Source organism: Methylophilus sp. DW102, from assembly GCF_037076555.1.
GTDB classification, from domain to species: Bacteria; Pseudomonadota; Gammaproteobacteria; order Burkholderiales; family Methylophilaceae; genus Methylophilus; species Methylophilus glucosoxydans.
Window position 1 is genome coordinate 223518 of sequence record NZ_AP029023.1, and the last position, 24544, is coordinate 248061.

The following is a 24544-nucleotide window of genomic DNA, read 5'->3' on the forward strand; positions in this document are numbered from 1 at the left end:
TATGTTAAACAGCTTCAGTCGGGTTGTGCTCAGTATTCGAGTCATGCTCAGTGTAATCAGCCTGAGTATGCTATGCAAGCCGGTGGCCGCCGAAGACCTGGATGCATTCTGGAATGCGTTTCATGTGGGTGGCTACACCAGTGCTGACATTCGCGTCCCTCGCACGCAATCCACCCAGTTTACGCTGAATCAAATCAGCATGATCACCACTTGGGACCAGGGGGGCCGCGTCAAGTTTTTTAGCGAGCTGGAGCTGGAAGACCCGCTTTCTTACGACCATCATCAGGGCGTCAATACCAAAAAAAGCTACGTGGACCTCGAGCGTTTTTATTTTGATTACAACCTGAATGACAAAGCCAATGTCAGGCTGGGACGTTTTCTAACCCCTGCCGGACGCTGGAACCAACTGCATGCGCCGCCGCTGGTATGGACCGCCAGCCGGCCCTTGGTCACACGCCGCATGTTCCCTTATGGCATCAACGGTGCCATGTTGTTTGGCAGTTTGCCGGTCAAGCAAGTGGATCTTGAGTATCAGGTATATGCAGAAGCCCTCAAGGATCAGCATCAGGATGGCGACGAAATCATCTTTCGCGATGTCATGGGAGCCCGCGTCGCCTTCAACAATATTTTAGGCCTGACCGGCGCCAATGCTGGTTTAAATACTTTGGGCCTCAATGTGATGAGCTATCAGAAAAACTATGCTGGCTCACCCACGTATCATGTCTTTGGCCTGGATTTTTTGCTTGAACTCAACCGCTGGGAGTTTAGCGGTGAAGTGTATGAGCGCAGAACCACGGCGGGCGATGACGGTGGCAGCGGCGGCTACGTGCAGAGTGCCTATGCGCTAGGTCAGGAGTGGTACTGGATCACCCGCCTGGAAACGCTGCATGAAGTGGAAAGCAAAAATGCAGACCGCTGGGTATTAGGCATGACCAAGCGCGTCAAACCCAACCAGTTGCTCAAGTTTGAGTTTATTGGGGGCAGCGGGGAGTACAGCGATGTGCCGCGCGGTTTTGTAACCTCTTTTGCGGTGATGTTTTAATGTTGTTACAGCAAAGACATCATCGCCTGCGTAGACTCGTCAGTCTGCTGAGCATGCTAATGCTCATGGCGGCAAGCGTTCAGGCGGCAGACGACAACCGTCCCATTGCCGTGATTGTGCCTGCACAAGCGGGGCTGGCCCCCAGCATCCATGCCGATGAGCTGGGCCTGATTTTCTGGCGCAAGAAACTGTATGCCGAGCATGGGCAGGCGCTGCATCCTGTCAATCTGCACAGTGAGCACCCACTGCGGCTCAAGTTTTCACAATGGGTATTGCATAGTACGCCGCGCTCACAAATCAACTACTGGAACGGGCTCTACTTCCACGGGGTGCAGCCGCCATACACGGTGCAATCCGAAGAAGCGATGATTCGTTACGTGGCTGAAACCGATGGCGCCGTCGGCTACATTGATGCCTGCCATGTGGATGAGCGTGTCAAACCCGTGTTGTGGCTGTCCTCCGGCAAAGTGAGCGCGGATGCGCCCACGATGAGGTGTGATACGAATTAGTTTGCCGGGATGGCAGCTTGCCCCGGTTGTGGGATCAGGTGCTTTCTTTGCTCCTCGATCAATTCACGGTTTTGTGCCAACCAGCTAAATTCGGCATGACAGACTTCTGATTTCAGCTCGTAGGCGGTGAGCAGTGTGCAGAACACATCGTCGTGGCTGAGCGGGTAGTTTTCATAAGGGGTCACTTGCGACAGCTGATAGTCAAAGTGCTGCCCCAGCCACAAAATGGCCGGCACATGTGTTTGCTGCTGCGGCGCAATCATGTAGGGCGCCGCATGCAGGTAAATCCCGTGTTCGCCTAATGACTCACCATGGTCAGAGACATAGAGCATTGCTGTTTCACGTTGGGCGTCGTATTTTTTCAGAAACTGAATTACTTCAGATAAGAAATAATCGGTGTATAAAATGGCATTGTCGTAAGAGTTGTCAATTTCTTCTTGTGTACATTCCGACAGGCGACCGGTTTTACACACGGGCGTAAACCGTTTGAATTCATCGGGATAGCGGCGGTAATACTCCGGCCCGTGATTGCCCATCTGATGCAGCACGATCAGAATATCCTTGTCTTTGTTTTTTGCGACAAATTTGTCCAGGCCGCTCAGCATGCCGATGTCACGGCACTCGTTGTCATTGCAGACCGGATTGTGTATCGGTGATTTGAAATCCTCATACGGTACGCGCAACGCCACCCCTTTTGAATCCGAGTTATTGTCACGCCAAAGTACGCTTACGCCATGCGCTTGCAGGACGTCCAGTGCATTTTCCATATGCAAGGCTTTCTCCTCGTCATATTGCTTGCGCGTCAGCAAAGAAAACATACACGGTACGGAAACCGCGGTGGACGTCCCGCAAGAGGTCACCTGCTTAAAGCTCAGTACGGTTTCCTTGCTCAGTCTGGGATTGGTCAGCCTATGGTAGCCGTTCAATGAAAAGCGATCGAACCTGGCGGTTTCACCGACCACCATAATAATCAGTTCATGGTGACGCGGCTCCCCTACATTGACCGCATCTACCGCGGTTTTCTGCAAGCCGGTAATACTGCTGGTAAACACTTTTTTCGAGGCCCACTTCACCAGCGAGTAATGAAAGAAGGTGGGGTTGGCATACATGCGTACCAGTTTGTGTTCGCGGATAAAGGTCGCGTAATCTGCACTACAGGGGATCACTACCAGGACCATGCCCAACATCAACAGGCCGATCTGTTTGAGGCGAATGCTAAGCGCATCCCGCACAAAAAAACGGGCAGGCACGGCTTTGATCAATACCAGTGCCGGTATCACACCCAGCAACAGCATTTTGATGAAAAAGCCCCACGATAACAGTCCCATGACTTCACGTGCATCTGTTTTGACGGCGTTGTCCAGCATGACATGGTCAATAATCACGCCGAATTCATCCATATAAAACGCGGCCCAGGCGGCAGACAATACAATCACCGCCAACACCCAGCGAGCAGATTTGCCATGGCTCAACAGCATCAGCCACCAGGTAATGCTAAACGTGAAAAACAGGCTCAAGCTGATAATAAAGCCTGCATTTTCTGCATTCCAGGGGTAGAGATTCAGGATGTGGCTAAACAGCGCATGGTTGCTGGTAAGCATCAACCACAGGCTGACGGCCCAAATCAGGCAGATTTGGGGGGTAAACAGTACGTACAAAGCACGCTTGAGGTTTGCAAATAGTTTCATTCAATACGACTCTTGGTATAAGTAAGGACCAGCAATAGCCAACTGCACATCAGCCAAAGCGATGTCAGGGTATGCGATAAAAAGTGGGCACCTCTGACTTGTTGCGTCCAACCCAGCATTAAGCCGACGGCCAGGCCAGATAGCGCCACCAGCAGAGCTTTACGCGGGGCGTGCGGCAGCCACAACAAACAGAGCGCCGACAGCCAGACGCCACTGGTGGTATGTCCGGCTGGAAAGCAGTGTCCCTCTTCAATCCCGGCATGGCTGCTGAATGTAGGCGCCCACTGTAGCTCGCCGCCATAACGCACAACATCCCAGGGGCAAGCATGCGGCATTTGATGTTTGAGGCCAGAGACCAGCAGCGCATTGAGCAAGGCCAAAAAAAGAATCCAGCGTAATTTATAGCGCATGGAGGCTGTCAGCCGCTTGCCGACCCAGCGTTCAGGCACACTGCTGATCAACAACAGGGTGAGCCAGAGCAAGGTCAGCAGATGCTTGGCATATTCATGCATGATGGTTTCGTAAAAAAAAGCATGCTTTTGGCTAAAGGCCTGTTGAGCAAAGTCAAAGTGCTGGTCGGCCAGATAGAGATCTATGCCCGTGCCATTGGCCAGCCAGACAATCACCATGGCGGAGAGCAGCCACGCTTTCCACAGCATGGCCAAGGTCGGTTCAGGTAACCAGGGTTGCGTTATTGTTTGAGTATTCATCGCTCAGTGTGTATGCCTGTTTTTATCCATATTCGCACGATTAACAGGAGGTGCGTCTCTTGTTTTCAAAAACGTGGACATGAAATGCAAACCGTGTGCCACATTCCCGTACGCGTCGTTAATACTAAGATAAACGACTGATTTGCATTGGGAAAACACTGTATCCTTGACAGGGCTGCGCCAGCTCATAGACGATCAGCCTCTGCAAAATGTGCAGAAGCTGAATACACAGCCTTTAATAGTCTGCAAAATATGCAGGGTTTTGCGGGGTGGCTTTTGATTAAGATGATGATTTATAAGTATAAATTGATCTGGCATAAGGATTGCAAATGAAAGCCCAAGAGCATTCTTTGCGAGACGGTTGACATGTTACATTCAGAACCAAACACAGCATTTTATCACGCGGCCTCTGCCTATGAGCTGAGAGACTTTGCCCAGGCCAAGCGTTATCAGGTCAATGAAATTACCGGACACCTGGTCGAGCAGGGTGCCCCCTGCCGTCAGGAGGTGGAGGCCTTTATTGCTGCGGTGTTTAAACAGATTTATGGTGCAGAAGTCAGCCAGTTTATGCCGCAACTGGTGGCCTTGCGGGATGCCAGTGGTGTGCTGATGGCCGCCTTTGGTTTGCATAATGCCGCCTATGGCCGTCTGTTTCTCGAGCAGTATATTGATGAGCCGATTGAGCAGTTGATGTCGCGCCAGCTTGGCCGCGACATTGCACGTGAGGAAATCACCTATTTTGGTAACCTGGCGGTGGCCAATCCGCGTAATGCCGGCGTGCTGATTGCGCATGTGATTCAACATAGCCTGAGTATGAATTTACCATGGGGCGTTGCGACCGCACATCACAGTTTGCAAAATGGCCTGATCAAGGGCGGGCGAGACTTATATCCATTAGCGGCGGCGAATCCTGATCGTCTGGATGCGCAAGAACGTGCAAAATGGGGCAGCTACTACAAACATATCCCACAAATTGTGGCGATTCGCGGTGTGGCTGATCCTTTATAAGCCACGATCATGATACTGAACGAAATTCAAGCGCAGGCGGCTCAAGTTCCCGGGCAGATTGCCTTACAGGGCGCACAGACGCAACTGAGCTATGCTGCCCTTGCCAAAGAAATCACGCGCGTGTCTTCGGCGTTGATGACGTTGACACCGCAAGCCAGTGTCGCCTTGGCGCTTGATAATAGCCCGGCCTGGATCGTGCTGGATCTGGCGATACTGGCGGCGGGCTGGACCAATGTACCGGTGCCCGCCTTTTTCTCTGCGACGCAAAAGCAGCATGCCATTCTGGATGCGGGCGTCAGCCTGGTGTTGACTGATACGCCCGCAGTCTGGCTAGGCCTGTTCCCCGAGGCTGCGCTAGTTGCTGAATGGCAGGTGGCCGACAAGATGGTCACGCTGCTTCGCGTGCAGGCGCATGACAGGGCGGCGCCTGTGGCCAAAATTACTTATACCTCTGGCACGACCGGCGCGCCCAAAGGCGTTTGCCTGAGCGAAGACCACATGTGGCAAGTTGCCAGTTCGATTCGCACACAGGTCAAACCAGGCCACGATGACTGCCATTTTTGCGTGTTGCCACTGGCCACCTTGTTGGAAAATGTCGCCGGCGTTTATGCCAGCCTGATCTCTGGCACCGCCGTCGTGGTCTACAGCTGCGAGGCCGTTGGCTTTAGCGGTAGCCAGTTTGATATCTTCAAGCTCTACCTTGGCCTGCAAGCCAGCCAGGCCACCACGGCCATTTTGATTCCAGAGTTGTTGCGTGCGCTGGTGGCTTGCCTGCAAGCCGGTCAGTCGGCCCTGGCTCAGTTGCGCTTTGTCGCAGTGGGGGGCGCCAAGGTAGCGCCAGCGCTGCTGTTACAGGCACATGCACTGGGGTTGCCGGTATACGAAGGCTATGGCTTGTCCGAATGTGCCTCGGTGGTCACACTGAATACCCCACTGGCCAATCAGCCCGGCAGTATTGGTCAGCCCTTGCCGCACGTGCAATTGCGCGTGGATAGCCACGGCGAGTTGTGGGTCAAAGGAGCCATTTACGCTGGGTATATGGCGGCAGATGGGACGATCACTGAACCAGCGCTTGATGTGGACGGTTACTTGCCGACCGGCGATTTGGCCTACCAGGATGCCGAAGGTCACTGGATCCTGTCTGGCCGCAAAAAAAATCTGTTTATTACTTCATTCGGGCGCAACGTGTCGCCAGAGTGGGTCGAAACGACATTGATTCAGCAGGCCGGATTGTTACAGGCTTGTGTGTTTGGAGAAGCGAGGCCGTATAACGTGGCGGTGGTGGTGCTTGCACCACAGGCAAGTCAGGCGCAAGTGGCGCAAGGCATTGCACGGGCGAATCAGGGCTTGCCTGATTATGCGCAAGTGGGCGATGTGATATATGCCAAGCAGCCCTTTACCCCACAAAACGGACAACTGACGGCCAATGGCCGTTTAAAACGCGATGTGATTGCTGCCGCGTATGCCGCAGAAATCAACGCCCTTTATGAAGGAATTTCCGCATGAGTTTTTATCAGCAATTATTGAGCGCCACTGAGCAGGAGCGCAACGCCTTAATGACTTTGCCCTTGATTCAACAAGGCGCACAGGGCAACATCACCCTGGAAACCTATCGTGCTTTTCTGACGCAAGCCTATCATCATGTTAAGCACACCACGCCGTTACTGATGGCCTGCGGCGGCCGGTTGAGCGGTGAGTATGAATGGTTGCGGACCGCGATTGGTGAATATATCGAAGAAGAAATGGGGCATCAGGAATGGGTGCTGAATGATATTGAAGCCTGCGGTGGCGACAAGGAGTCTGTGCGTCACAGTGCAACCGAGCAAGATGCCGCTTGCCATGCAACCGAGGTGATGGTGGCTTATGCCTACGACATGATACACCGCGTGAATCCACTGGGCTTTTTTGGCATGGTGTTAGTGCTTGAAGGCACGAGCACAGCGGTGGCCACCCAGGCCGGCGAAAAAATCATGCAGGCCCTGCAGTTGCCCAAAAAAGCCTTTAGCTATCTGTTTTCGCATGGGTCGCTGGATATTAGCCATGTCACTTTCTACGAAAGTCTCATGAATCAAGTGACCAAAGCAGAAGACCAGCAAGCGATCATTCATGCGGCCAAACGGTTTTACCGCTTGTATGGCGAGATCTTTAAACATGTCGCGGCACAAGCGGCGATCAATCACACGCTGCAACAAGCAGCTTAGGAGCCATCAGTCATGGAGTTGCGTAATTTACATGTGGTATTGACCGGTGCGACCGGTGGCCTCGGTTCGGTGCTTGCGCTTGCGTTGAGTGCAAGAGGGGCCGTCGTCGGGCTCGTTGGCCGAGATCCGGTTAAACTGCATGTCTTGCAAAAAAGAATTACCAGTCAGGGTGGCAAGGCGCACATTATCGTTGCCGATCTGGCGCAGCTGAATATGGCCAGTCAAGTGCTCACGCAGTCTTTGCGCGAGATGGGGCATGTCGATTTGCTGATGAACAATGCTGGCATCATTGAGTTCACCGAGTTTGCCAAGCAGGCCGAAGTGAACATTGACAACATGATTCATACCAATGTCACGGCGACCTTGGTATTAAGCCGTGAATTTGTCACCTATTTTAGCCAGCGCGGCCGCGGGCATCTGGCATTTGTCGGCTCTATTTTTGGTTCGCTGGGGTTCCCGCATTTTGCCACCTACTGCGCCAGCAAGTTTGCCATTCATGGCTTTAGCCAGGCCTTGCGACGCGAGCTCATCGATAGCAACATCGGGGTCACCTATATCGCGCCACGCGCTATTGCCACCCCCATGAATGACGACCGCACCAATGCCATGTGGCAAGCGTCCGGCCAAGCCATTGATGAGCCGCCATTTGTTGCGGATAAAATCATCCAGGCGCTGCTCAAAGACCAGCAAGAGCTGTATATCGGGCAACCGCAAAGCTTCTTTGCCTGGCTGAATGGTGTTGCGCCCAGGCTGGTGAATCTGGGCTTGAAGCAACAAGCTCGGCTGGCAAAGCGGTTTTTGTAGCCTGGCTTATTCCCATTCCAGTTGTGGGTAAACCACATTGACATTGCGCCGGTTGGCGATGTCGAACAATACCCAGTTGTCATGCTCAGAGGCGGCAGCGGTGTCCATGGTTTGTTCCATGCTGATGCCTTTTTTGATGCTGGTTCTGATATCGCTTAATAACAAGTTGAGATAGCGTAACTCGTTGCCAATGATGGTTTTCTGGTCGCTGCTCTCTAACCCATGGCCGGGGACAATGAGCGAGTATGGTTGCTGGTTGATTTGCTCCAGCACGGCGATCAAGCCTTTGAGGTCGCCTTCTACCACTGGCGTCCGTTGCGCAAACAGCAAGTCGCCCGCAAACAGGGTATTGGTTTGCGTGTCTAGAATGGTGAGGTCAGTGTGGGTGTGGGCTACCTTGCGCGCTTGTAGTTGCAGGATGCGGTGCCCCAGGTCCAGCGTCTGCTCGGCATGCACAAGGGTATCCGGGGGGATGGTCGGGCTTGCCGCACCGTCAGCCCCCAGTAGGAGCGCATTCAGTTTTTCATATTGCTCCTTGCGCAGCAGCATGTTGGTGGCCAGCTTTTCGTGACCGACAAAGTGGGTAGTGCCATTTTGAAAAGCGGCGTTGCCATAGGTGTGGTCTGGATGGACATGGGTATTGATGACATATCGGATAGGCAAGGGGCTGATGCGGCGAATGGCGGCGAGTAATTGGTCACCGGTATGTTTGCTGCCGCCACTGTCAATCACGGCAATGGCCTCTTGGCCAATAATGACGCCCAGATTGCAGATGTCGCCCTGATAGCCATCATCAATATCCAGATGCTTGCCATGGTGCACATAGATGCCGTCCGCCACCTGTTTAAATTCAAAGTCGTCGGCCCAGGCCTGGCTACACAGCGTTACAAATACGTATACAAGACGCACACCAAAGCGGTTGATTTTTGATAACATGACGGCTTACCCATGAATGATTCATGCATCATAAACAATTCATGCATGCAGTCATAGTGACCGCTGTCACAGGCTGGTCACATCCATCTACAAAGGAGATTCAATGAGTTCAACCCTGCGTTATACCAAGGTGGCGATTATTCTGCACTGGCTCATCGCACTGGTCATTATTGGCATGTTTGCCCTAGGCTGGTACATGGGCGAGTTGCCAAAAGACGGGCCAAAACAAACGGCCTTTGATCTGTTCGATCTGGGGATCGTCACCTGGCAGATGGACGAGCCGGCCACAGCCCGGACCCTGTATTTTAATCTGCACAAGTCCATCGGCTTTACCTTGCTCTGGCTGGTGATTTTTCGCGTCTACTGGCGTGTGACACATACCCCGCCTGCCATGCTGGCCAGCTATTCAGTGCTGGAGCGTAAGCTGGCGACAGCCGTGCATCACATGCTGTATTTGCTGATGGTCTTGATCCCACTGAGCGGCGTACTCATGACGCTTTACAGCAAGTTCGGCTTGAAGTGGTTTGGGCTGGAGGTGTTCGGCGGGCTGGATAATGCCGATTTGCGCGATGTGTTTAAAGAGTCTCACGAGTTGTTCGCCAACCTGATGCTGGCTGCATTTATCGTGCATGTGCTTGGGGCACTCAAACATCAATGGAAAGATAAAGACGAGACTATGTCGCGCATGTCTCTGAAGTAGAGAGCGGTTTGCCTAAAAAAAGCCTGCGATTGCAGGCTTTTTTATTTTCCTTTTTCAGCTGATGGTGCCCAAGCGCACTGCAAAAAGTGCACTTGGCCGGTTAAAGGCATGTATCGCTCTGCAAAAAATGCACAGAGTAAATTGGTTTTGATTGCAGGTGATTGATTTTAAATGTGATTTTATTTGGCATGCGCCTTGCTGGTGAGTGATGGATGTCGGGAATTAACATGGCGCCTATCAGCGTGTGATGAATCCTGACTCGCCACTCAGTCGTTCATCAATCACAAGCGGACAGGCATGTCGCCAGTACAAATAAAACAAAACAGTCATTTGAGTCACTTCCTGTGGTTAGCGGTCACCCTGCTTTGGTTAGGCATGGCCGCCGTTTGTCGGCCACTCACCCTGCCGGATGAAGGCCGCTATGTCGGCATTGCCTGGGAGATGTTGACCTCTGGAAATTGGGCGATCCCTCATTTGGATGGCTTGCCATATTTTCATAAACCGCCTTTGTTTTACTGGATCACGGCGGCCAGTTTCAAACTTTTTGGCCCCTCGCTGCTTGCGAGCAGGCTGGCCTCCTTGCTGGCTGCCTTATTGATGGCGATCGCGCTATATTGGTTTACAGCCAGGCATCTGGACAAAAAAACTGCGGTACTGGCTTTTGTCGCGCTCGTGACGCAGCCATTCTTTTTTGCCAGTGCCCAGTTTGCCAATCTGGATATGTTGGTTGCCAGCATGATTGCCATGACGATCATGCTGGCGGCAGAATTTACCTGGAGTATTGAACAAGGCCAGCCGGAGCGGAAATATCTGTATATGGCGATGGTGTTTGCTGCCGGAGGCGTTCTGGCCAAGGGCCTGATTGGCATGGTCTTGCCAGTGCTGGTCGCTGGTGGCTGGCTGCTGGTGAGTCGCCGTCTTGCGTCTCTCAAGTATTTCTTATGGTGGCCAGCGCTGGTATTGTTTTTTCTGATGGCCAGTCCCTGGTTTTTATGCATGGAATCGCAGTTTAAGGGCTTTCTGGAGTACTTTTTTATTCATCACCATGTGCAGCGCTTCACCGGCACGCACTTTAACAATCAGCAGCCGTTCTGGTTTTATCTGCCCGTGCTATTGGCGCTGACCTTGCCCGCTTCTCTGTGGTTGACCCGCTTGCGCAAGCACGAAGTCCAGCTCTGGAGTTCACGGCAGCAGGATGTGGCGTGGCTGATGGTATGTTGGCTGGCATTGATCCTGCTATTTTTTTCGATCCCGGTTTCCAAACCACTGGGCTACATCATGCCAGTTTTGCCGGCGATGGCGGTTTTGACAGCCATGGGTATGCGGCAAGCCTGGCAGTACCGCTTCCCTAAGCGGTTGTGGGTCACATTTTTGGCGGCGGCCGTGACCTGTGTGATAGCCATGGGGATGGTGATTCAGCACGCGCAAAAAACAGCTTCTTTCCTGCTGGCAACCAAGGTCAAGCCCTTGGTTAGCAAACAGGATCAATTGATTCTGCTCAATAAATACCAGTTTGACTTGATGTTTTATCTGCGGTTATCGCATCCCGCCTGGATGGTGGCTGATTGGCGCACTGCTGAGTATGAGGTGTTGGACGACAGTTGGGAAAAGGAGCTGATAGAGGCCAAGCATTTTGACCCGCAAACAGCGGCAAACCAGTTGTTAACCGAAAGTATGTTGACACAACACGTTTGCCAGCTAGGGCCGCAGCAGGCCGTTTGGGTGGCGGGCGACCCTGGTAACGCCAACCATTTACCCATACTCGCCGGCATCGCGCCGATCGCCACTGTGCGAGATCACTATTTGTGGCGATTCAGTCCCGCGCAAGTCTCACGTTTTTGCCTCGCCCAAACAAGGCCTCGTGAGAGCATCACCGCCCAGTCTGACCGCAATAAGCTCGTGCGGTGACGGCGTTTACAGGTGATACTGTGGACTCAGCTTGCGCAGGGTTTCCAGCATGAAGGCCGCATGCTCCGGGGGTGTCCATTGCGTGATGCCATGGCCCAGGTTAAACACATGGCCGTGACCATGGCCGTAGCTGGCCAGAATCTGTGCGACTTCTTTTTCGATGGCGGCAGGAGAGCTCAACAGGATCGCCGGGTCCATATTGCCTTGCAACGCCACTTTGTCCCCCACGCGTGCCCGTGCCTGGCCGAGATCCACGCTCCAGTCTAATCCGAGGGCATCGGCACCGATGGCTGCCTGTGACTCCAGCCACAACCCGCCGCCTTTGGTAAACACGATGCTGGGCACTGGTTTGCCTTCTGCGGTTTTAGTGAGGCCAGCGACAATTTTCTGCATGTATTGCAGTGAAAACTCCTGATAGCCTTGATGCGATAAGGCACCCCCCCAAGAGTCAAAAATCATCACAGCCTGTGCACCGGCCGCAATCTGTGCATTGAGGTATTGCGTCACCGTTTGCGCCGTAATCTCCAGAATGCGGTGCAGTAATTCGGGTCTGGCATAGCCCATTTTTTTGGTATTCAAAAAGTCGGTGCCGCCTTTGCCTTCCACCATGTAGGTGGCCAGTGTCCATGGACTGCCTGAAAAACCGATCAAAGGGACGCGGCCATTCAGGGCTTGACGGATACTGCTGACAGCATCAAACACATATTGCAGTTTGGCCATGTCAGGCACTTCTAGTTTGAGGATGTCTGCCTCTTCTTGTAAAGTCCGCTCAAACTTGGGGCCTTCCCCTTCTTCAAAATACAAGCCCAGTCCCATGGCGTCAGGGACGGTCAATATGTCGCTGAACAGAATGGCCGCATCCAGTTGGGGATAGCGGTCCAGTGGTTGCAGGGTCACTTCGGTGGCAAAGGCCGGGCTCTGGCACAGTTGCATAAAGCTGCCCGCGGTTTTGCGGCTTTCGCGGTATTCAGGCAGGTAGCGGCCTGCCTGGCGCATCATCCACACCGGGGTATATTCAGTAGGCTGGCGCAACATGGCGCGCAGAAAGGTGTCATTTTGAAGAGTGGTCATTTGCTCTGGTTTCGGTTGCCTGTGCTGCTGTGGTTGTATGCACATCAGCTGAAAGCATGATTATAAAGGCCAAGCCGTTGTTTCACCTGAAAGAATGCGGTTTTTTTGCGATATGACAAATAAAAACGCCGATGAAAACCATCGGCATTTTGCGTCTCACGGCAACCTGGACTAGCGTGGCAGAGTAGAGCTGCCCATCAGGAACGCATCGACTTCGCGTGCGCACTGACGGCCTTCACGAATCGCCCAGACTACCAGAGACTGGCCGCGACGGATGTCACCGGCAGCAAAGACTTTGTCCTTGCTGGTTTTGTAACAGCCTTCGCCATCGGTCGTGGCTTTGGCATTGCCGCGGTTGTCTTTTTCCACGCCAAATGCATCCAGCACTTTTTGTACCGGTGAGACAAAGCCCATGGCCAAAAACACCAGATCAGCAGGAATGGTGAACTCTGAACCTGGAATTTCAGACATTTTGCCATCTTTCCATTCCACACGTGCACCTTTAAGGGCTTTCACCTTGCCGTTCTCGCCGATCAGCTCTTTGGTTGTGACCGACCAGTCACGATTCGCTCCTTCTTCATGCGAGCTGGAGGTGCGCATTTTGAGTGGCCAGTTTGGCCACACCATAAATTTGTCTTCTTTTTCAGGCGGCTGAGGCATCAACTCGAACTGGGTGATGCTGGCTGCCCCATGGCGGTTGGAGGTGCCTACGCAGTCAGAACCGGTATCGCCACCGCCGATAACCACCACATGTTTGCCGGTGGCTTTAATCTGGTTAGGGACGTTGTCGCCGGCCACCATTTTGTTGTTAGGGGTCAGGAAGTCCATGGCGAAATGAACACCATCGAGTTCACGACCTGTCACGGGCAGGTCACGTGGCTGTTCTGCGCCACCTGCCAGGATGACGGCATCAAAGTCACGCTCCAGATCGGCCGCGCTGACGTTTTCACCGACATGCTGATTCACCTTGAAGGTCACGCCTTCGGCTTCCATTTGCGCCATCCGGCGGTCAATGTTTGCTTTATCCAGTTTAAAGTCAGGAATGCCATAGCGCAGCAAGCCGCCGATACGGTCATTTTTTTCAAACACGGTCACGGCATGGCCCGCGCGGGCCAATTGTTGTGCTGCGGCGAGGCCTGCGGGGCCAGACCCCACAATCGCCACTGTTTTGCCAGTTTTGTTCGGGTTGATTTGTGGTGTGACCCAACCGTTTTCCCAAGCTTTGTCGATGATGGCGTGCTCGATGGACTTAATCCCGACGGCGTCGTTATTAATGTTCAAGGTGCAGGCTGCCTCGCAAGGGGCGGGGCAGATACGGCCAGTAAAGTCCGGGAAGTTGTTGGTGGAATGCAACACGTCAATCGCGCTGCGCCAGTCCTGATGATAGACCAGGTCATTCCAGTCAGGAATGATGTTATTGATTGGACAGCCGGTGGTGCAAAATGGAATGCCGCAATCCATGCAGCGTGCTCCTTGCTGTTTGGCCTGGTCGTCTGTCAAATGCAGGACGAACTCTTTGTAGTTCTTGACGCGATCCTGAACGGGCAGATTTTCTTCTGCCAGTCGGTCAAATTCCATAAAACCTGTGACTTTACCCATGTGAAATCATCTCTTCCCAGTTGCTCGTGACAGACACAACTTTAAACAGCCCCGCCAATCACGCGGGGCATTCAATTAACAAAAACGATTATGCGGCTTGCTTGGCGGAGGCTGCAGCCATTTCGGTCAGTGCGCGTTTGTATTCGTTCGGGAATACTTTAACAAATTTTGCACGCGCGGCTGACCAGTCGGCCAACAGTTCTTTTGCTCGAGGGCTGCCTGTCAACGCCAGGTGCTGCTCGATCAAGCCTTTAAGAATCACTTCGTCTGGCTGGCCTAGGTGTTGTACTTTGCCAACATCTGCTTCCGCCGCTTCGACTTTTTCCAGTGACACCATGCTCATATTGCAGCGTTTGGCAAACTGGCCGTCAATGTCGTAGACATAGGCAATGCCGCCACTCATCCCGGCAGCAAAGTTCTGGCCGGTCTGACCCAGTACCACCACGGTCCCACCGGTCATGTATTCGCAACCATGGTTGCCTACGCCTTCAACCACGGCAGTTGCGCCTGAGTTACGCACGCAGAAGCGCTCACCCGCCACACCGCTCAAGAAGCTGCTGCCTGTGGTCGCACCGTACATCACGGTGTTACCAACGATGATATTTTCATAGGATAAGCCACGGAAGGTTGCGGGTGGTTTGATAATGATCTGACCACCACACAGGCCTTTACCCACGTAGTCGTTGCCTTCACCTGTCAGCTCAAAGGTAATACCCTTGGCCAGGAATGCCGCAAAACTCTGACCGGAGGTGCCAGTGAATTTGACGTGGATGGTACCGTCAGGCAGACCGGCGTTGCCATAACGGCTCGCCACTTCGTGTGACAGCATGGTACCTGCTGTACGGTTAGTGTTCACAATTGGCAACTCAAGCGTGACTTTTTCGCCTTTTTCCAACGCCGGTTTAGCCAATGCGATCAATTGGTTATCCAATGCTTTGGCGATGCCGTGATCTTGCACGTCATTGTTTTTGCGTGCCACACTGGCTGGCATGTCTGGCAGATGGAACACTTTGCTGAAGTCCAGGCCATTGATCTTCCAGTGCTCGATACCGGCTTTCATGTCCAGCAAATCGGCACGGCCGATCAAGTCATCAAACTTGGCAATGCCCATGCTGGCCATCAGTTCACGCACTTCTTCAGCGACAAAGAAGAAGTAATTCACGACATGCTCAGGCTGGCCGGTAAACTTCTTACGCAGTTCTGGATCTTGGGTGGCAACACCGACCGGGCAAGTGTTCAAGTGACACTTACGCATCATGATACAGCCTTCAACCACCAGCGGTGCAGTGGCAAAGCCAAATTCGTCCGCACCCAGCAGGGCGCCAATCAGTACGTCACGGCCGGTTTTCATCTGGCCATCGACTTGCAGCACCACGCGACCACGCAACTGGTTGAGTACCAGCGTCTGCTGCGTTTCAGCCAGACCAAGCTCCCATGGCGTGCCTGCGTGTTTGATCGAAGAAATTGGTGAGGCACCTGTCCCGCCATCATGACCAGCGACCACGATGTGATCAGACTTGGCCTTGGCCACACCCGCTGCCACGGTACCGATGCCGGTTTCTGACACCAGTTTGACCGAAATCGAGGCTTTTGGATTGGCGTTTTTCAGATCATGAATCAGCTGTGCCAAATCTTCAATCGAGTAAATGTCGTGATGTGGTGGTGGAGAGATCAAGCCGACGCCAGGCACCGAGAAACGCAGTTTCGCAATGTAGGGGGACACTTTATGGCCAGGCAACTGACCGCCTTCCCCAGGCTTGGCACCTTGTGCCATTTTGATCTGGATCTGGTCAGCGCTGCTCAGGTATTCGGCAGTCACGCCAAAGCGGCCAGAGGCAACCTGCTTGATGCGTGAGCGCAAAGAGTCACCCGCTTGCATTGGCACATCTGCTTCAATCAAATCACTGCCCAATACGGTGGCCAGGCTGGATTCTGTTTGGACTGGAATAAAGCGTTTGACGTCTTCACCGCCTTCGCCAGTATTGGACTTGCCGCCAATCCGGTTCATGGCAATCGCCAAGGTGGCGTGCGCTTCGGTTGAAATGGAGCCCAAAGACATGGCGCCAGTGGCAAAGCGTTTAACAATCTCTTTGGCCGATTCCACCTGATCCAATGGGATCGCTTTACCCGCCGGTTTGATTTCAAACAGTCCGCGCAAGGTCATGTGGCGACGTGTCTGATCGTTGATCAGTGCGGCGTACTCTTTGTAAGTTTCGTATTTGCCAGTCCGAGTCGCGTTCTGCAATTTGCTGATCGACATCGGCGTCCACAAGTGCTCTTCACCGCGTACACGGAAGGCGTACTCACCGCCCGCTTCCAGCGCATTGGAGAGCACGGGGTCATTCCCAAATGCTTGCATGTGCATGCGTACAGTTTCTTCGGCAACTTGCTCCAGACCGATGCCTTCAATCTGGCTGACCGTGCCAGTGAAATAGTCATTCACAAACTGGCTATTGAGGCCGATCGCTTCAAAAATCTGTGCGCCGCAGTAAGACTGGTAGGTCGAGATGCCCATTTTGGACATGACTTTGTACAAGCCTTTGCCGATCGCCTTGACGAAGTTTTTGCCGGCTTTTTCAACATCGCCGGTCAGGGTCTTGATGGTTTCGTACACCAGCCATGGGCAAACAGCTTCCGCACCATAGCCTGCCAGCAGGGCAAAATGGTGTACTTCACGGGCTGAGCCTGTATCAATCACCAGACCGGTGCTGGTACGCAAGCCGGCTTTGACCAGAAACTCATGCGTGGCCGAGCAGGCCAGCAGGGCTGGAATGGCAATGCGGTTCGCTGCGACGGCACGGTCCGAGAGGATCAGTACGTTATAGCCGTCATGCACGGCTTTTTCGGCTTGGTCGTGCAAGACGTCCAGGGCCTGTTTCATGCCGGTTTTACCTAAGGCGGCATCATAAGTCAGGTCAAGGACGATGGACTTGAACTGGCCTTTGGTCAAAGACTCAATCTGTTTGAGTTTTTCCAGGCCTTCCAGGCTCAACACTGGCTGGCCGCTTTCCAAACGCAATGGCGGGTTGGTCTCATCAATCGCCAACAGATTGGGTTTAGGGCCGATAAATGTCACCAGTGACATCACCAGCTCTTCACGGATCGGGTCAATCGGCGGGTTGGTCACTTGTGCAAACAACTGTTTAAAGTAGTTGTACAGCGTCTTGGCTTTGTTGGACAGCACGGGCAAGGCCGCGTCGTTCCCCATGGAGCCTGAGCCCTCTTCGCCGTTGTCTATCATGGGTTGCAAGACAAACTTCAAGTCTTCCTGAGAGTAACCAAAGGCTTGTTGGGTATCCAGCAAATCCGCTTTCAGGCTGACTTCGCCATTGCCTACGCCAGGCAAGTCGGTCAAATGGAAGCGGGTCTGTTCAATCCACTGGCGATAAGGTTTGGCTTGTGCCAGTTCAGTTTTGACTTCTTCGTCGTCGATAATGCGGCCTTGCTCCATGTCGATCAGCAACATTTTGCCTGGCTGCAAACGCCATTTTTTAACGATTTTTTCTTGTGGGAAAGTGATCACGCCCATTTCAGACGCCATCATGACGATGTCGTCTTCGGTCACCAGGTAGCGGGCTGGACGCAAGCCATTACGGTCAAGCGTGGCACCAATCATTTTGCCATCGGTAAACGCGACTGCAGCCGGGCCGTCCCATGGCTCCATCAGTGCCGCGTGGTATTCATAGAACGCACGGCGGTCTTCGTCCATTAATGGGTTGCCTGCCCAGGCTTCCGGGATCAGCATCATCATGGCGTGTGGCAGGCTATAGCCACCAGCCACCAGCAGCTCAAGACAGTTATCAAAGCAGGCGGAGTCGGACTGGCCTTCTGCAATCAGTGGCCACAGTTTTTCCAAGTCTTCACCCAGCACCGCAGATTTCATGGTCTCATGACGGGCGGCCATCCAGTTCACGTTGCCTTGAACGGTATTGATTTCACCGTTGTGTGCAATCATGCGGAAGGGGTGGGCCAGATCCCAGGCTGGGAAGGTGTTGGTAGAGAAACGCTGGTGTACCAGTGCAAGCGCTGAAATCACGCGCTCATCTCTCAAATCTTTGTAGTACACGCCCACTTCATTAGCCAGCAGCATGCCTTTGTAGACGATGGTGCGGGAAGAGAAGGACGGCATGTAAAACTGTGCCTTGTCTTGTAGGTTTAGTGCGCGAATCGCGTGTTCAATGCGTTTGCGGATCACAAAGCATTTGCGTTCAAAGGTGTTGCTGTCGGTCACGGTGCTGGCAATAAACACCTGGCGCATCACAGGCTCAACCGCGCGGGCGGCGTCGGCAATATTGCTGTTGTCGACCGGCACATCACGCCAGCCCAGCAGGGTTTGATTTTCTTCTGCAATGATTTTGGCAAAGATGGCTTCGCATTGCGCGCGGTTGTCTGCGTTTTGTGGCAGAAATGCCTGACCGACGGCGTATTGTCCGGCTGCTGGCAAGGTCATGCCCAGCTTGGCAGCCTCTTCGCGCATAAAGGTATCTGGCATCTGCATCAGCAAGCCCGCGCCGTCACCCAGTTTAGGGTCGTAACCGGTCGCGCCGCGATGGGTCAGGTTGTCCAGCAGTTGCAGGCCTTTAGCGACAATGTCGTGGCTTTTCTGGCCTTTAATATGGGCGACAAAGCCCACGCCACAGCTATCTTTCTCGTGGCGTCTGTCATATAAACCCTGGGATTGCGGAGCTAAACCGAATTGGTCGTCCCGGGCGGTTGCGGTATCTTGAGAAGCACTCATCAGGTTGTTGTCAGACTGCATGTCCATTGCCAGATTCTTCACTTACAAAACATTTGGAGGAACCTTCAATGATACCGTTAAAGTTTAGCAATTTCAATTGTTTAGCCTGCGTTAAATAACGGATAAAGGCATTTTATTTTTTAGTTGAGAATGGTTTTTATTTACCAATTAATTGCGCTTTAATTTACACAAATACCAGAGAGCTAGCAGGGTTTTAAAATGGTGGGCTCAGTTGAATCTGTCACGCTTGTGAGGCGGTTTATCCCTGAATAGAGCACTCCTGGCGAGTCCGTTGATCAGAGATTGCGATTGGATTGTCTTTATATAGACGGCCTGCCAGAAGGTGTCAGGCCGCTCAGGGGGCGTTATCCGGGATGGTCAAGGATGTGGGGATTCGTTTGCGTGGCGAGTCTGAGTGGCAATCGCCACGCAAACGTCTGGCTTACAGGCTGGCAAAGGCTTGTTCGGCCGCCTGTACGGTTTGGGCGATATCGGCATCGGTATGTGCCGCCGAGACAAAGCCCGCCTCAAATGCAGATGGCCCCAGATAAATGCCGCTGTTCAGCATGCTGTGGAAGAAGTGATTAAAGGCATTTTTATCTGCCTGCATCATGTCGGCGTAGCTGGTGGGGTTGCTGGCGCTAAAATAGAGGCCAAACATGCCGCCTACGCTTTGTGCGCTAAAGGTGACGCCCGCTTTGCGTGCTGCCTGCTTCATGCCGTCCATTAACTGCGCTGTTTTTGCCGTCAGTGCCTCATAAAAGCCGGGTGCCTGGATCAGTTTGAGGGTGGTCAGCCCGGCGGTCACTGCCACGGGATTGCCTGATAGGGTGCCGGCCTGGTAAACCGGCCCTAGTGGTGCCAGTACGCTCATGATGTCTTTGCGGCCACCAAAGGCGCCTACGGGCAGGCCGCCTCCAATGACTTTGCCCAGGGTCGTCATGTCCGGTCTAATGCCATATAGTGCCTGTGCACCGCCCAGTGCCACGCGGAAGCCGGTCATGACTTCATCAAAAATCAGCACCGTGCCATGCTGAGTGCACAGTTCACGCAAAGTGGTTAAGAACTCGCGGTGAGGCACAATCAGGTTCATATTGCCGACTACCGGCTCCAGAATCACGCAGGCAATCTCGTCCCCCATGCTGGCAAAGGTGTCTTTGAGCATTTGCGAGTTGTTGTAATCGAGCGTCAGGGTGTGCGCAGCGACTTCTGGCGGGACACCGGCGGAGCTGGGTTCGCCAAAGGTGAGCAAGCCGGAGCCAGCCTTCACGAGCAAGGCATCGGCATGGCCGTGGTAACAGCCTTCAAATTTGATGATTTTATTGCGCTTGGTAAAGCCACGGGCCACGCGAATGGCGCTCATGGTCGCTTCGGTCCCGCTGCTGACCAGGCGTACTTGTTCCATACTGGGCACAAGTTGATTAATTAATTCAGCCATTTCGAGCTCGAGGCCGGTTGGCGCGCCGAAACTCAGGCTGTTGGCGGCCGCTTGCTGCACGGCTGCAACAACTTCCGGGTGGGCATGTCCCAAAATCATGGGGCCCCAGGAGTTGATGTAGTCAATGTATTCTTTACCATCCGCATCCCAGAGCTTGGAGCCGAGGCCCTTTTTGAAAAAGATGGGCGTGCCACCGACGCTACGAAACGCGCGTACCGGCGAGTTGACGCCGCCTGGAATCAGTTGCTGGGATTTTTCAAACAGTTGCTGGTTGCGAGAGGTCATGACGGAGCAATCGGATAAACATTAAAAACGCTATTCTAGCAGAGCCTCTGGGGTTGATCATGCGTACGCTTGGCCGGATGGCTTGTGGTTAGCGAGGATGCCCAAGCTATTGAGTCTGGCTGGCGAGCTGTTGAAGGTGGCGCTCAGCCTCCGCCTGCAAGCTTGGCTGCGCGGATTGTTGAGCGAGCAAGGCCAGTCCTGACCAAGCTTCCAGATAATTCGGCTCCAGCGTGGTGGCCTGTAAATAGGCTTGTTGGGCTGCGGCGAGGTGCCCTTGCCCATGTAGCGCACTGGCTAAATAAAAGTGTGCTTCTGCGGCCTCTGCTTGCTGGCTTAACCAAGTGCGCGCGATCTGCTCTACGGCCGGCCAGTCGCTGTTTTGGTAAGGAATCACCACTTGCATCCAGAATGGGCGCTCATTCAGCGGTAAGTCCCAAAAGGGAGTGGCGTCGGCCTGAATGCTGTTGCTGGCTTGTTTGCCAAGCAGCGTTTGTATCCACTCGACCGGCACACTATAAAAGTAGGCCTGTTTGCCGGGACTTTTAAAAGTGCTTAAAGCAACCAGTTCGCCTGTCTGGTTAAAGGTCGGGCTGCCACTGGCGCCCATGATAAACGCGGCATCGGTGCGCACAATCAGGCTGTCATCATAGTGGTACAAGGCTTTCACATGGCCTGCGATGGTTTGTGGCTTGGGCGGTCCACCTGGAAAGCCGATGGAAAAGACGGCATCACCATAATGTAAGGCGGCGGTTGTGCCCAGCTTGACTGGCGGCAGTTCCAGATATTGAAATTTCAACAGGCAGATATCGTGCTTCCAGTCCGCGACCATGCCAACCGGGCTGACGCTATCACCGAATTTGGAAACGCTGACGCCGCTGCTGTTCGCCAGCACATGGCAATTGGTAGCCACTGTATCTGGCGCCACAACCACGCCGCTGCCGACGCCGTGACCGCCCGTTTGCGTCATGCTGTGCACTTTTACCACCGAGGCTTTCAGTCGGTAAACCAGCTCATGGTCGAGCTCGGCATGGGCCACCAAAGCGCCCGTGCTGAAGAGCATGAAGCAAACAAGATTGGATGAGGGGCGCATACAAACTCCCATGGTTGGTGATGAAGGCAAGCTACCTCAGACTTTGTCAGCCGGAATTGCAAAAAATTCTGCTTGCCCTGACACAATATCTGTGAAAAGCCATGCAAACAGCGCTAGAATAGCCGGTATTTTTTGATTGTTTAAGGATTTATCATGCTGATTACGAGCGAAATCGTTGATTTGGACACCCCGACCGGGGTGATGCGTACTTATGTTCATCGTCCAAAACACGATGGCAAAGTGCCTGCGGTTTTGTTTTACTCTGAAATTTTTCAGCAGACCGGTCCGATTGAGCGCGCAGCGCGCTTTTTAGCAGGGCATGGTTATGCCGTGCTGGTGCCGGAAGTGTTCCATGAGTTGAATCCGATTGGCACGGTATTGGGCTATGACGATGCTGGCCGCGACAAAGGCAATGCGGACAAAATGGCCAAAGATGTGCAGGCCTACGACACGGATAACCGCGCCATGATTGACTATCTGAACAAGCAAGCCTGGTATGACGGCAATTTGGGTGCGGCCGGTTTTTGTATCGGTGGTCACCTGGCTTTCCGTGCAGCTTTGCAGCCAGAAGTGAAAGCGACGGCCTGTTTCTACGCTACCGATTTGCACACCAACATTATCCCGAACCAGCCTGGTCAGCACAGCATGGACCGTGTCGGCGAAATCAAGGGCGAGTTGCTTATGATCTGGGGCAAGCAAGACCCTCATATCCCGGGAGATAAGCGTGCAGAGCTGTATAACCGCTTTGCCGCGGTGCCCGGACTGCATTACACCTGGCATGAATTTAATGGACAACATGCCTTCATGCGCGATGAAGGGGAACGTTACGATGCGCAGCTGGTCAACATTGGATATCAATTGACCTTGCAGATGTTCGGTAACGTACTCAAGTAACCGACTGGAACACTTGAGCGAAAGAAAACTAAGGTGCTGAAAATGTTATGCCAGTTGCGATTCTCAAAACAACTTGCATGGGATATTCAATACATACCCTAGTCCAAGCACAGGCCAAAAGCCTGTGCTTTTTTTCAACTAAATTAACCATTGTTTAGAGAGAACTATGACTATAAAAAATGCGGATATTGGATTGGTAGGATTGGCAGTGATGGGCCAAAACCTGGCGCTTAACATTGCTGATCACGGCTATACCATTGCGGTCTATAACCGTGACCCGAAGAAAATGCTGAACTTCATCGAGGAGTGTAAAAAGAATGAGCCCTCACACGAACGTGTGGTGGGGCATGCTGATTTGGCCTCTTTTGTACTGAGCATCAAGCGTCCACGCAAGATTGTGTTGTTGGTGAAAGCCGGGAGCGCGACCGATGTGACCATTAACGCTCTGTTGCCTTTCTTGGAGCAAGGGGACATTATTATTGATGGCGGTAATGCGCTGTGGACGGACACCATCCGTCGCGAAAAAGAGCTTGCTGCCAAAGGCATTGAGTTTATTGGTTCCGGCGTGTCTGGTGGTGAAACCGGTGCCCGCTTTGGTCCATCGTTGATGCCTTCAGGTACACGCAAGGCCTGGGCTAGTCTGGAGCCCATCTGGCGCGATATTGCAGCCAAAGTGGATCCTGTGACAGGTGCCCCGTTAGAAGGTGGCGCACCTGGCAAACCAGTTCAGGGTGGGTTCTCTTGCGCGGAATATATCGGCCCGGATGGTGCAGGTCACTATGTAAAAATGGTGCACAACGGTATCGAGTACATCGATATGCAGTTGATTTGCGAAGCCTACTGGCTAATGAAAAATCTGCTGGGCATGCCGGCCGATGAAATCGGCAAAGTGTTTGCCGAGTGGAACAAAGGTGAGCTGTCCAGCTTCCTGATTGAAATTACGGCCGATATCCTGCAGCAAAAAGATCCCGCTGGCAAAGGCTTCCTGGTTGACCAGATTCTCGATACGGCAGGCCAAAAAGGCACCGGCCAGTGGACGGCGGCCAATGCGCTCGAACTGGGTGCGCCCGCCAATGCGATTGCAGCTGCCGTCTATGCGCGTGCATTATCCAGCCTTAAAGAGGAGCGTGTTGAAGCCAGCAAGATCCTCAAAGGTCCAGTGATTGTGCAAGAGAAAGACAAAGTTGCAACCATTGAGGCGATCAAAAATGCCTTGTATTGCTCCAAAATCTGCGCCTACGCACAAGGCTTCCAGTTGATTGATAAGGCACAAGTGGCTTATAACTGGAAACTCAACTTCGGTGAAATTGCCCAGATCTGGCGTGGCGGTTGTATCATCCGTGCGCGCTTCCTGCAAAAAATCACCGATGCTTATGCATTGAACTCACGCCTGAAAAACCTGATGCTGGATCCATACTTCACCAATGCGATGAACGAAGGTCAGGCAGGCTGGCGTAAAGTGATTGCGTTGGCCGTGACCAATGGGATTCCTGCACAAGGCTTCGCGGCGGCATTGGCTTACTATGATGGCTACAGAAGTGCTGACTTGCCAGCCAACCTGCTGCAAGGCCAGCGTGACTACTTTGGCGCACATACCTATGAGCGCAAAGATCAGCCACGTGGTCAGTTCTTCCACTTAGATTGGCCAGAAGCTGGTCGTCCACAGCTGTCGGTTGAATAGTCTGCAGTTTCTTAGGATAGCAGTGACCGCTCTTACGGGTCGTCGCTGCTTCTGAATCAACCGCTGAAAATAAAAAAGATGGCGATAAAAGCCATCTTTTTTATTTGTCTCATCATTACCTCTACTTTAACGCAGGGACTTCGATATCGCAGTCGTTGCGCAATTTTTGGGTAAAGGGCGCCCGAAGTGAATTTTCACATATTTCCGGCTAACCCTAGATTGGATTCAAGCATCCAACCTGA

General features: G+C 53.1%; 18 protein-coding genes. 10 read left to right on the top strand and 8 right to left on the bottom strand.

Annotated features, from left to right (window positions below):
- Nucleotide 1 precedes the first annotated feature (1 nt).
- Both AACH41_RS01010 and AACH41_RS01015 read left to right on the top strand, forming a co-directional pair.
- Nucleotides 2–1042, top strand: coding sequence for a hypothetical protein (locus tag AACH41_RS01010; protein WP_194749744.1), 1041 nt, complete (start codon nucleotides 2–4; stop codon nucleotides 1040–1042).
- Nucleotides 1043–1107: 65 nt separating this feature from the next.
- On the top strand, nucleotides 1108–1551 hold the full coding sequence (locus tag AACH41_RS01015) for a hypothetical protein (RefSeq protein WP_338656160.1): 444 nt from the start codon (nucleotides 1108–1110) through the stop codon (nucleotides 1549–1551).
- Here AACH41_RS01015 and AACH41_RS01020 read toward each other — a convergent pair.
- Nucleotides 1548–3239 carry a phosphoethanolamine--lipid A transferase gene (locus AACH41_RS01020; protein ID WP_338656161.1) on the bottom strand — a complete coding sequence of 564 codons (1692 nt, stop codon included), beginning with the start codon at nucleotides 3237–3239 and terminating at the stop codon, nucleotides 1548–1550. The two genes, AACH41_RS01015 and AACH41_RS01020, sit on opposite strands and share 4 nt — an antisense overlap.
- Complete coding sequence (locus AACH41_RS01025) at nucleotides 3236–3949, bottom strand: phosphatase PAP2 family protein (protein ID WP_338656163.1); 714 nt, start codon at nucleotides 3947–3949, stop codon at nucleotides 3236–3238. The genes AACH41_RS01020 and AACH41_RS01025 overlap by 4 nt, the downstream gene beginning before the upstream one ends.
- Before the next feature lie 366 nt (nucleotides 3950–4315).
- Between AACH41_RS01025 and AACH41_RS01030 the strand changes: the two genes are divergently transcribed.
- The 4 genes from AACH41_RS01030 to AACH41_RS01045 are packed head-to-tail and all read left to right on the top strand — an operon-like array spanning nucleotide 4316 to nucleotide 7962.
- On the top strand, nucleotides 4316–4957 hold the full coding sequence (locus tag AACH41_RS01030) for a thermostable hemolysin (RefSeq protein ID WP_338656165.1): 642 nt from the start codon (nucleotides 4316–4318) through the stop codon (nucleotides 4955–4957).
- A 9-nt stretch (nucleotides 4958–4966) separates the two neighbouring features.
- On the top strand, nucleotides 4967–6463 hold the full coding sequence (locus tag AACH41_RS01035) for an AMP-binding protein (RefSeq protein ID WP_338656167.1): 1497 nt from the start codon (nucleotides 4967–4969) through the stop codon (nucleotides 6461–6463).
- A complete protein-coding gene (locus AACH41_RS01040; RefSeq protein ID WP_338656168.1) occupies nucleotides 6460–7158 on the top strand; it encodes an iron-containing redox enzyme family protein in 699 nt (232 codons plus the stop codon). The genes AACH41_RS01035 and AACH41_RS01040 overlap by 4 nt, the downstream gene beginning before the upstream one ends.
- Before the next feature lie 12 nt (nucleotides 7159–7170).
- A complete protein-coding gene (locus tag AACH41_RS01045) occupies nucleotides 7171–7962 on the top strand; it encodes an SDR family oxidoreductase (protein ID WP_338656169.1) in 792 nt (263 codons plus the stop codon).
- Nucleotides 7963–7968: 6 nt separating this feature from the next.
- Here AACH41_RS01045 and AACH41_RS01050 read toward each other — a convergent pair whose 3' ends face one another.
- A complete protein-coding gene (locus AACH41_RS01050; protein WP_338656171.1) occupies nucleotides 7969–8898 on the bottom strand; it encodes a quinoprotein relay system zinc metallohydrolase 2 in 930 nt (309 codons plus the stop codon).
- Between the two features lie 103 nt (nucleotides 8899–9001).
- Between AACH41_RS01050 and AACH41_RS01055 the strand changes: the two genes are divergently transcribed.
- The gene (locus AACH41_RS01055) at nucleotides 9002–9598 is read left to right on the top strand and encodes a cytochrome b (RefSeq protein ID WP_338656173.1); all 597 of its coding nucleotides are present in this window, start codon (nucleotides 9002–9004) and stop codon (nucleotides 9596–9598) included.
- A 297-nt stretch (nucleotides 9599–9895) separates the two neighbouring features.
- Nucleotides 9896–11506 (top strand): glycosyltransferase family 39 protein, encoded by a 1611-nt coding sequence (locus AACH41_RS01060; protein ID WP_338656174.1) that lies wholly within the window; start codon nucleotides 9896–9898, stop codon nucleotides 11504–11506.
- A 6-nt stretch (nucleotides 11507–11512) separates the two neighbouring features.
- Here the strand turns inward: AACH41_RS01060 and hemE are convergent, their stop codons facing one another.
- The 5 genes from hemE to AACH41_RS01085 all read right to left on the bottom strand — a co-directional run bounded on the left by hemE (nucleotide 11513) and on the right by AACH41_RS01085 (nucleotide 21697).
- Nucleotides 11513–12577: a uroporphyrinogen decarboxylase gene (gene hemE / locus AACH41_RS01065; RefSeq protein WP_338656176.1), complete on the bottom strand. Its 1065-nt coding sequence runs from the start codon at nucleotides 12575–12577 to the stop codon at nucleotides 11513–11515.
- Between the two features lie 171 nt (nucleotides 12578–12748).
- Nucleotides 12749–14176, bottom strand: a complete 1428-nt coding sequence (locus tag AACH41_RS01070; RefSeq protein WP_338656177.1) for a glutamate synthase subunit beta — start codon at nucleotides 14174–14176, stop codon at nucleotides 12749–12751.
- Between the two features lie 88 nt (nucleotides 14177–14264).
- Nucleotides 14265–18935, bottom strand: a complete 4671-nt coding sequence (locus tag AACH41_RS01075; RefSeq protein ID WP_338657564.1) for a glutamate synthase-related protein — start codon at nucleotides 18933–18935, stop codon at nucleotides 14265–14267.
- A 421-nt stretch (nucleotides 18936–19356) separates the two neighbouring features.
- Nucleotides 19357–20637 (bottom strand): glutamate-1-semialdehyde 2,1-aminomutase, encoded by a 1281-nt coding sequence (gene hemL / locus AACH41_RS01080; protein WP_338656179.1) that lies wholly within the window; start codon nucleotides 20635–20637, stop codon nucleotides 19357–19359.
- Nucleotides 20638–20743: 106 nt separating this feature from the next.
- Entirely contained in the window at nucleotides 20744–21697 is a 954-nt protein-coding gene (locus tag AACH41_RS01085; RefSeq protein ID WP_338656181.1) for a serine protease, read from the bottom strand.
- Nucleotides 21698–21880: 183 nt separating this feature from the next.
- On the opposite strand from AACH41_RS01085, the gene AACH41_RS01090 reads away from it, so the two are divergent.
- Both AACH41_RS01090 and gndA read left to right on the top strand, forming a co-directional pair.
- Nucleotides 21881–22621, top strand: coding sequence for a dienelactone hydrolase family protein (locus tag AACH41_RS01090; protein ID WP_194749726.1), 741 nt, complete (start codon nucleotides 21881–21883; stop codon nucleotides 22619–22621).
- Nucleotides 22622–22787: 166 nt separating this feature from the next.
- Nucleotides 22788–24302 carry an NADP-dependent phosphogluconate dehydrogenase gene (gene gndA, locus AACH41_RS01095; protein ID WP_194749725.1) on the top strand — a complete coding sequence of 505 codons (1515 nt, stop codon included), beginning with the start codon at nucleotides 22788–22790 and terminating at the stop codon, nucleotides 24300–24302.
- Nucleotides 24303–24544: the final 242 nt, after the last annotated feature.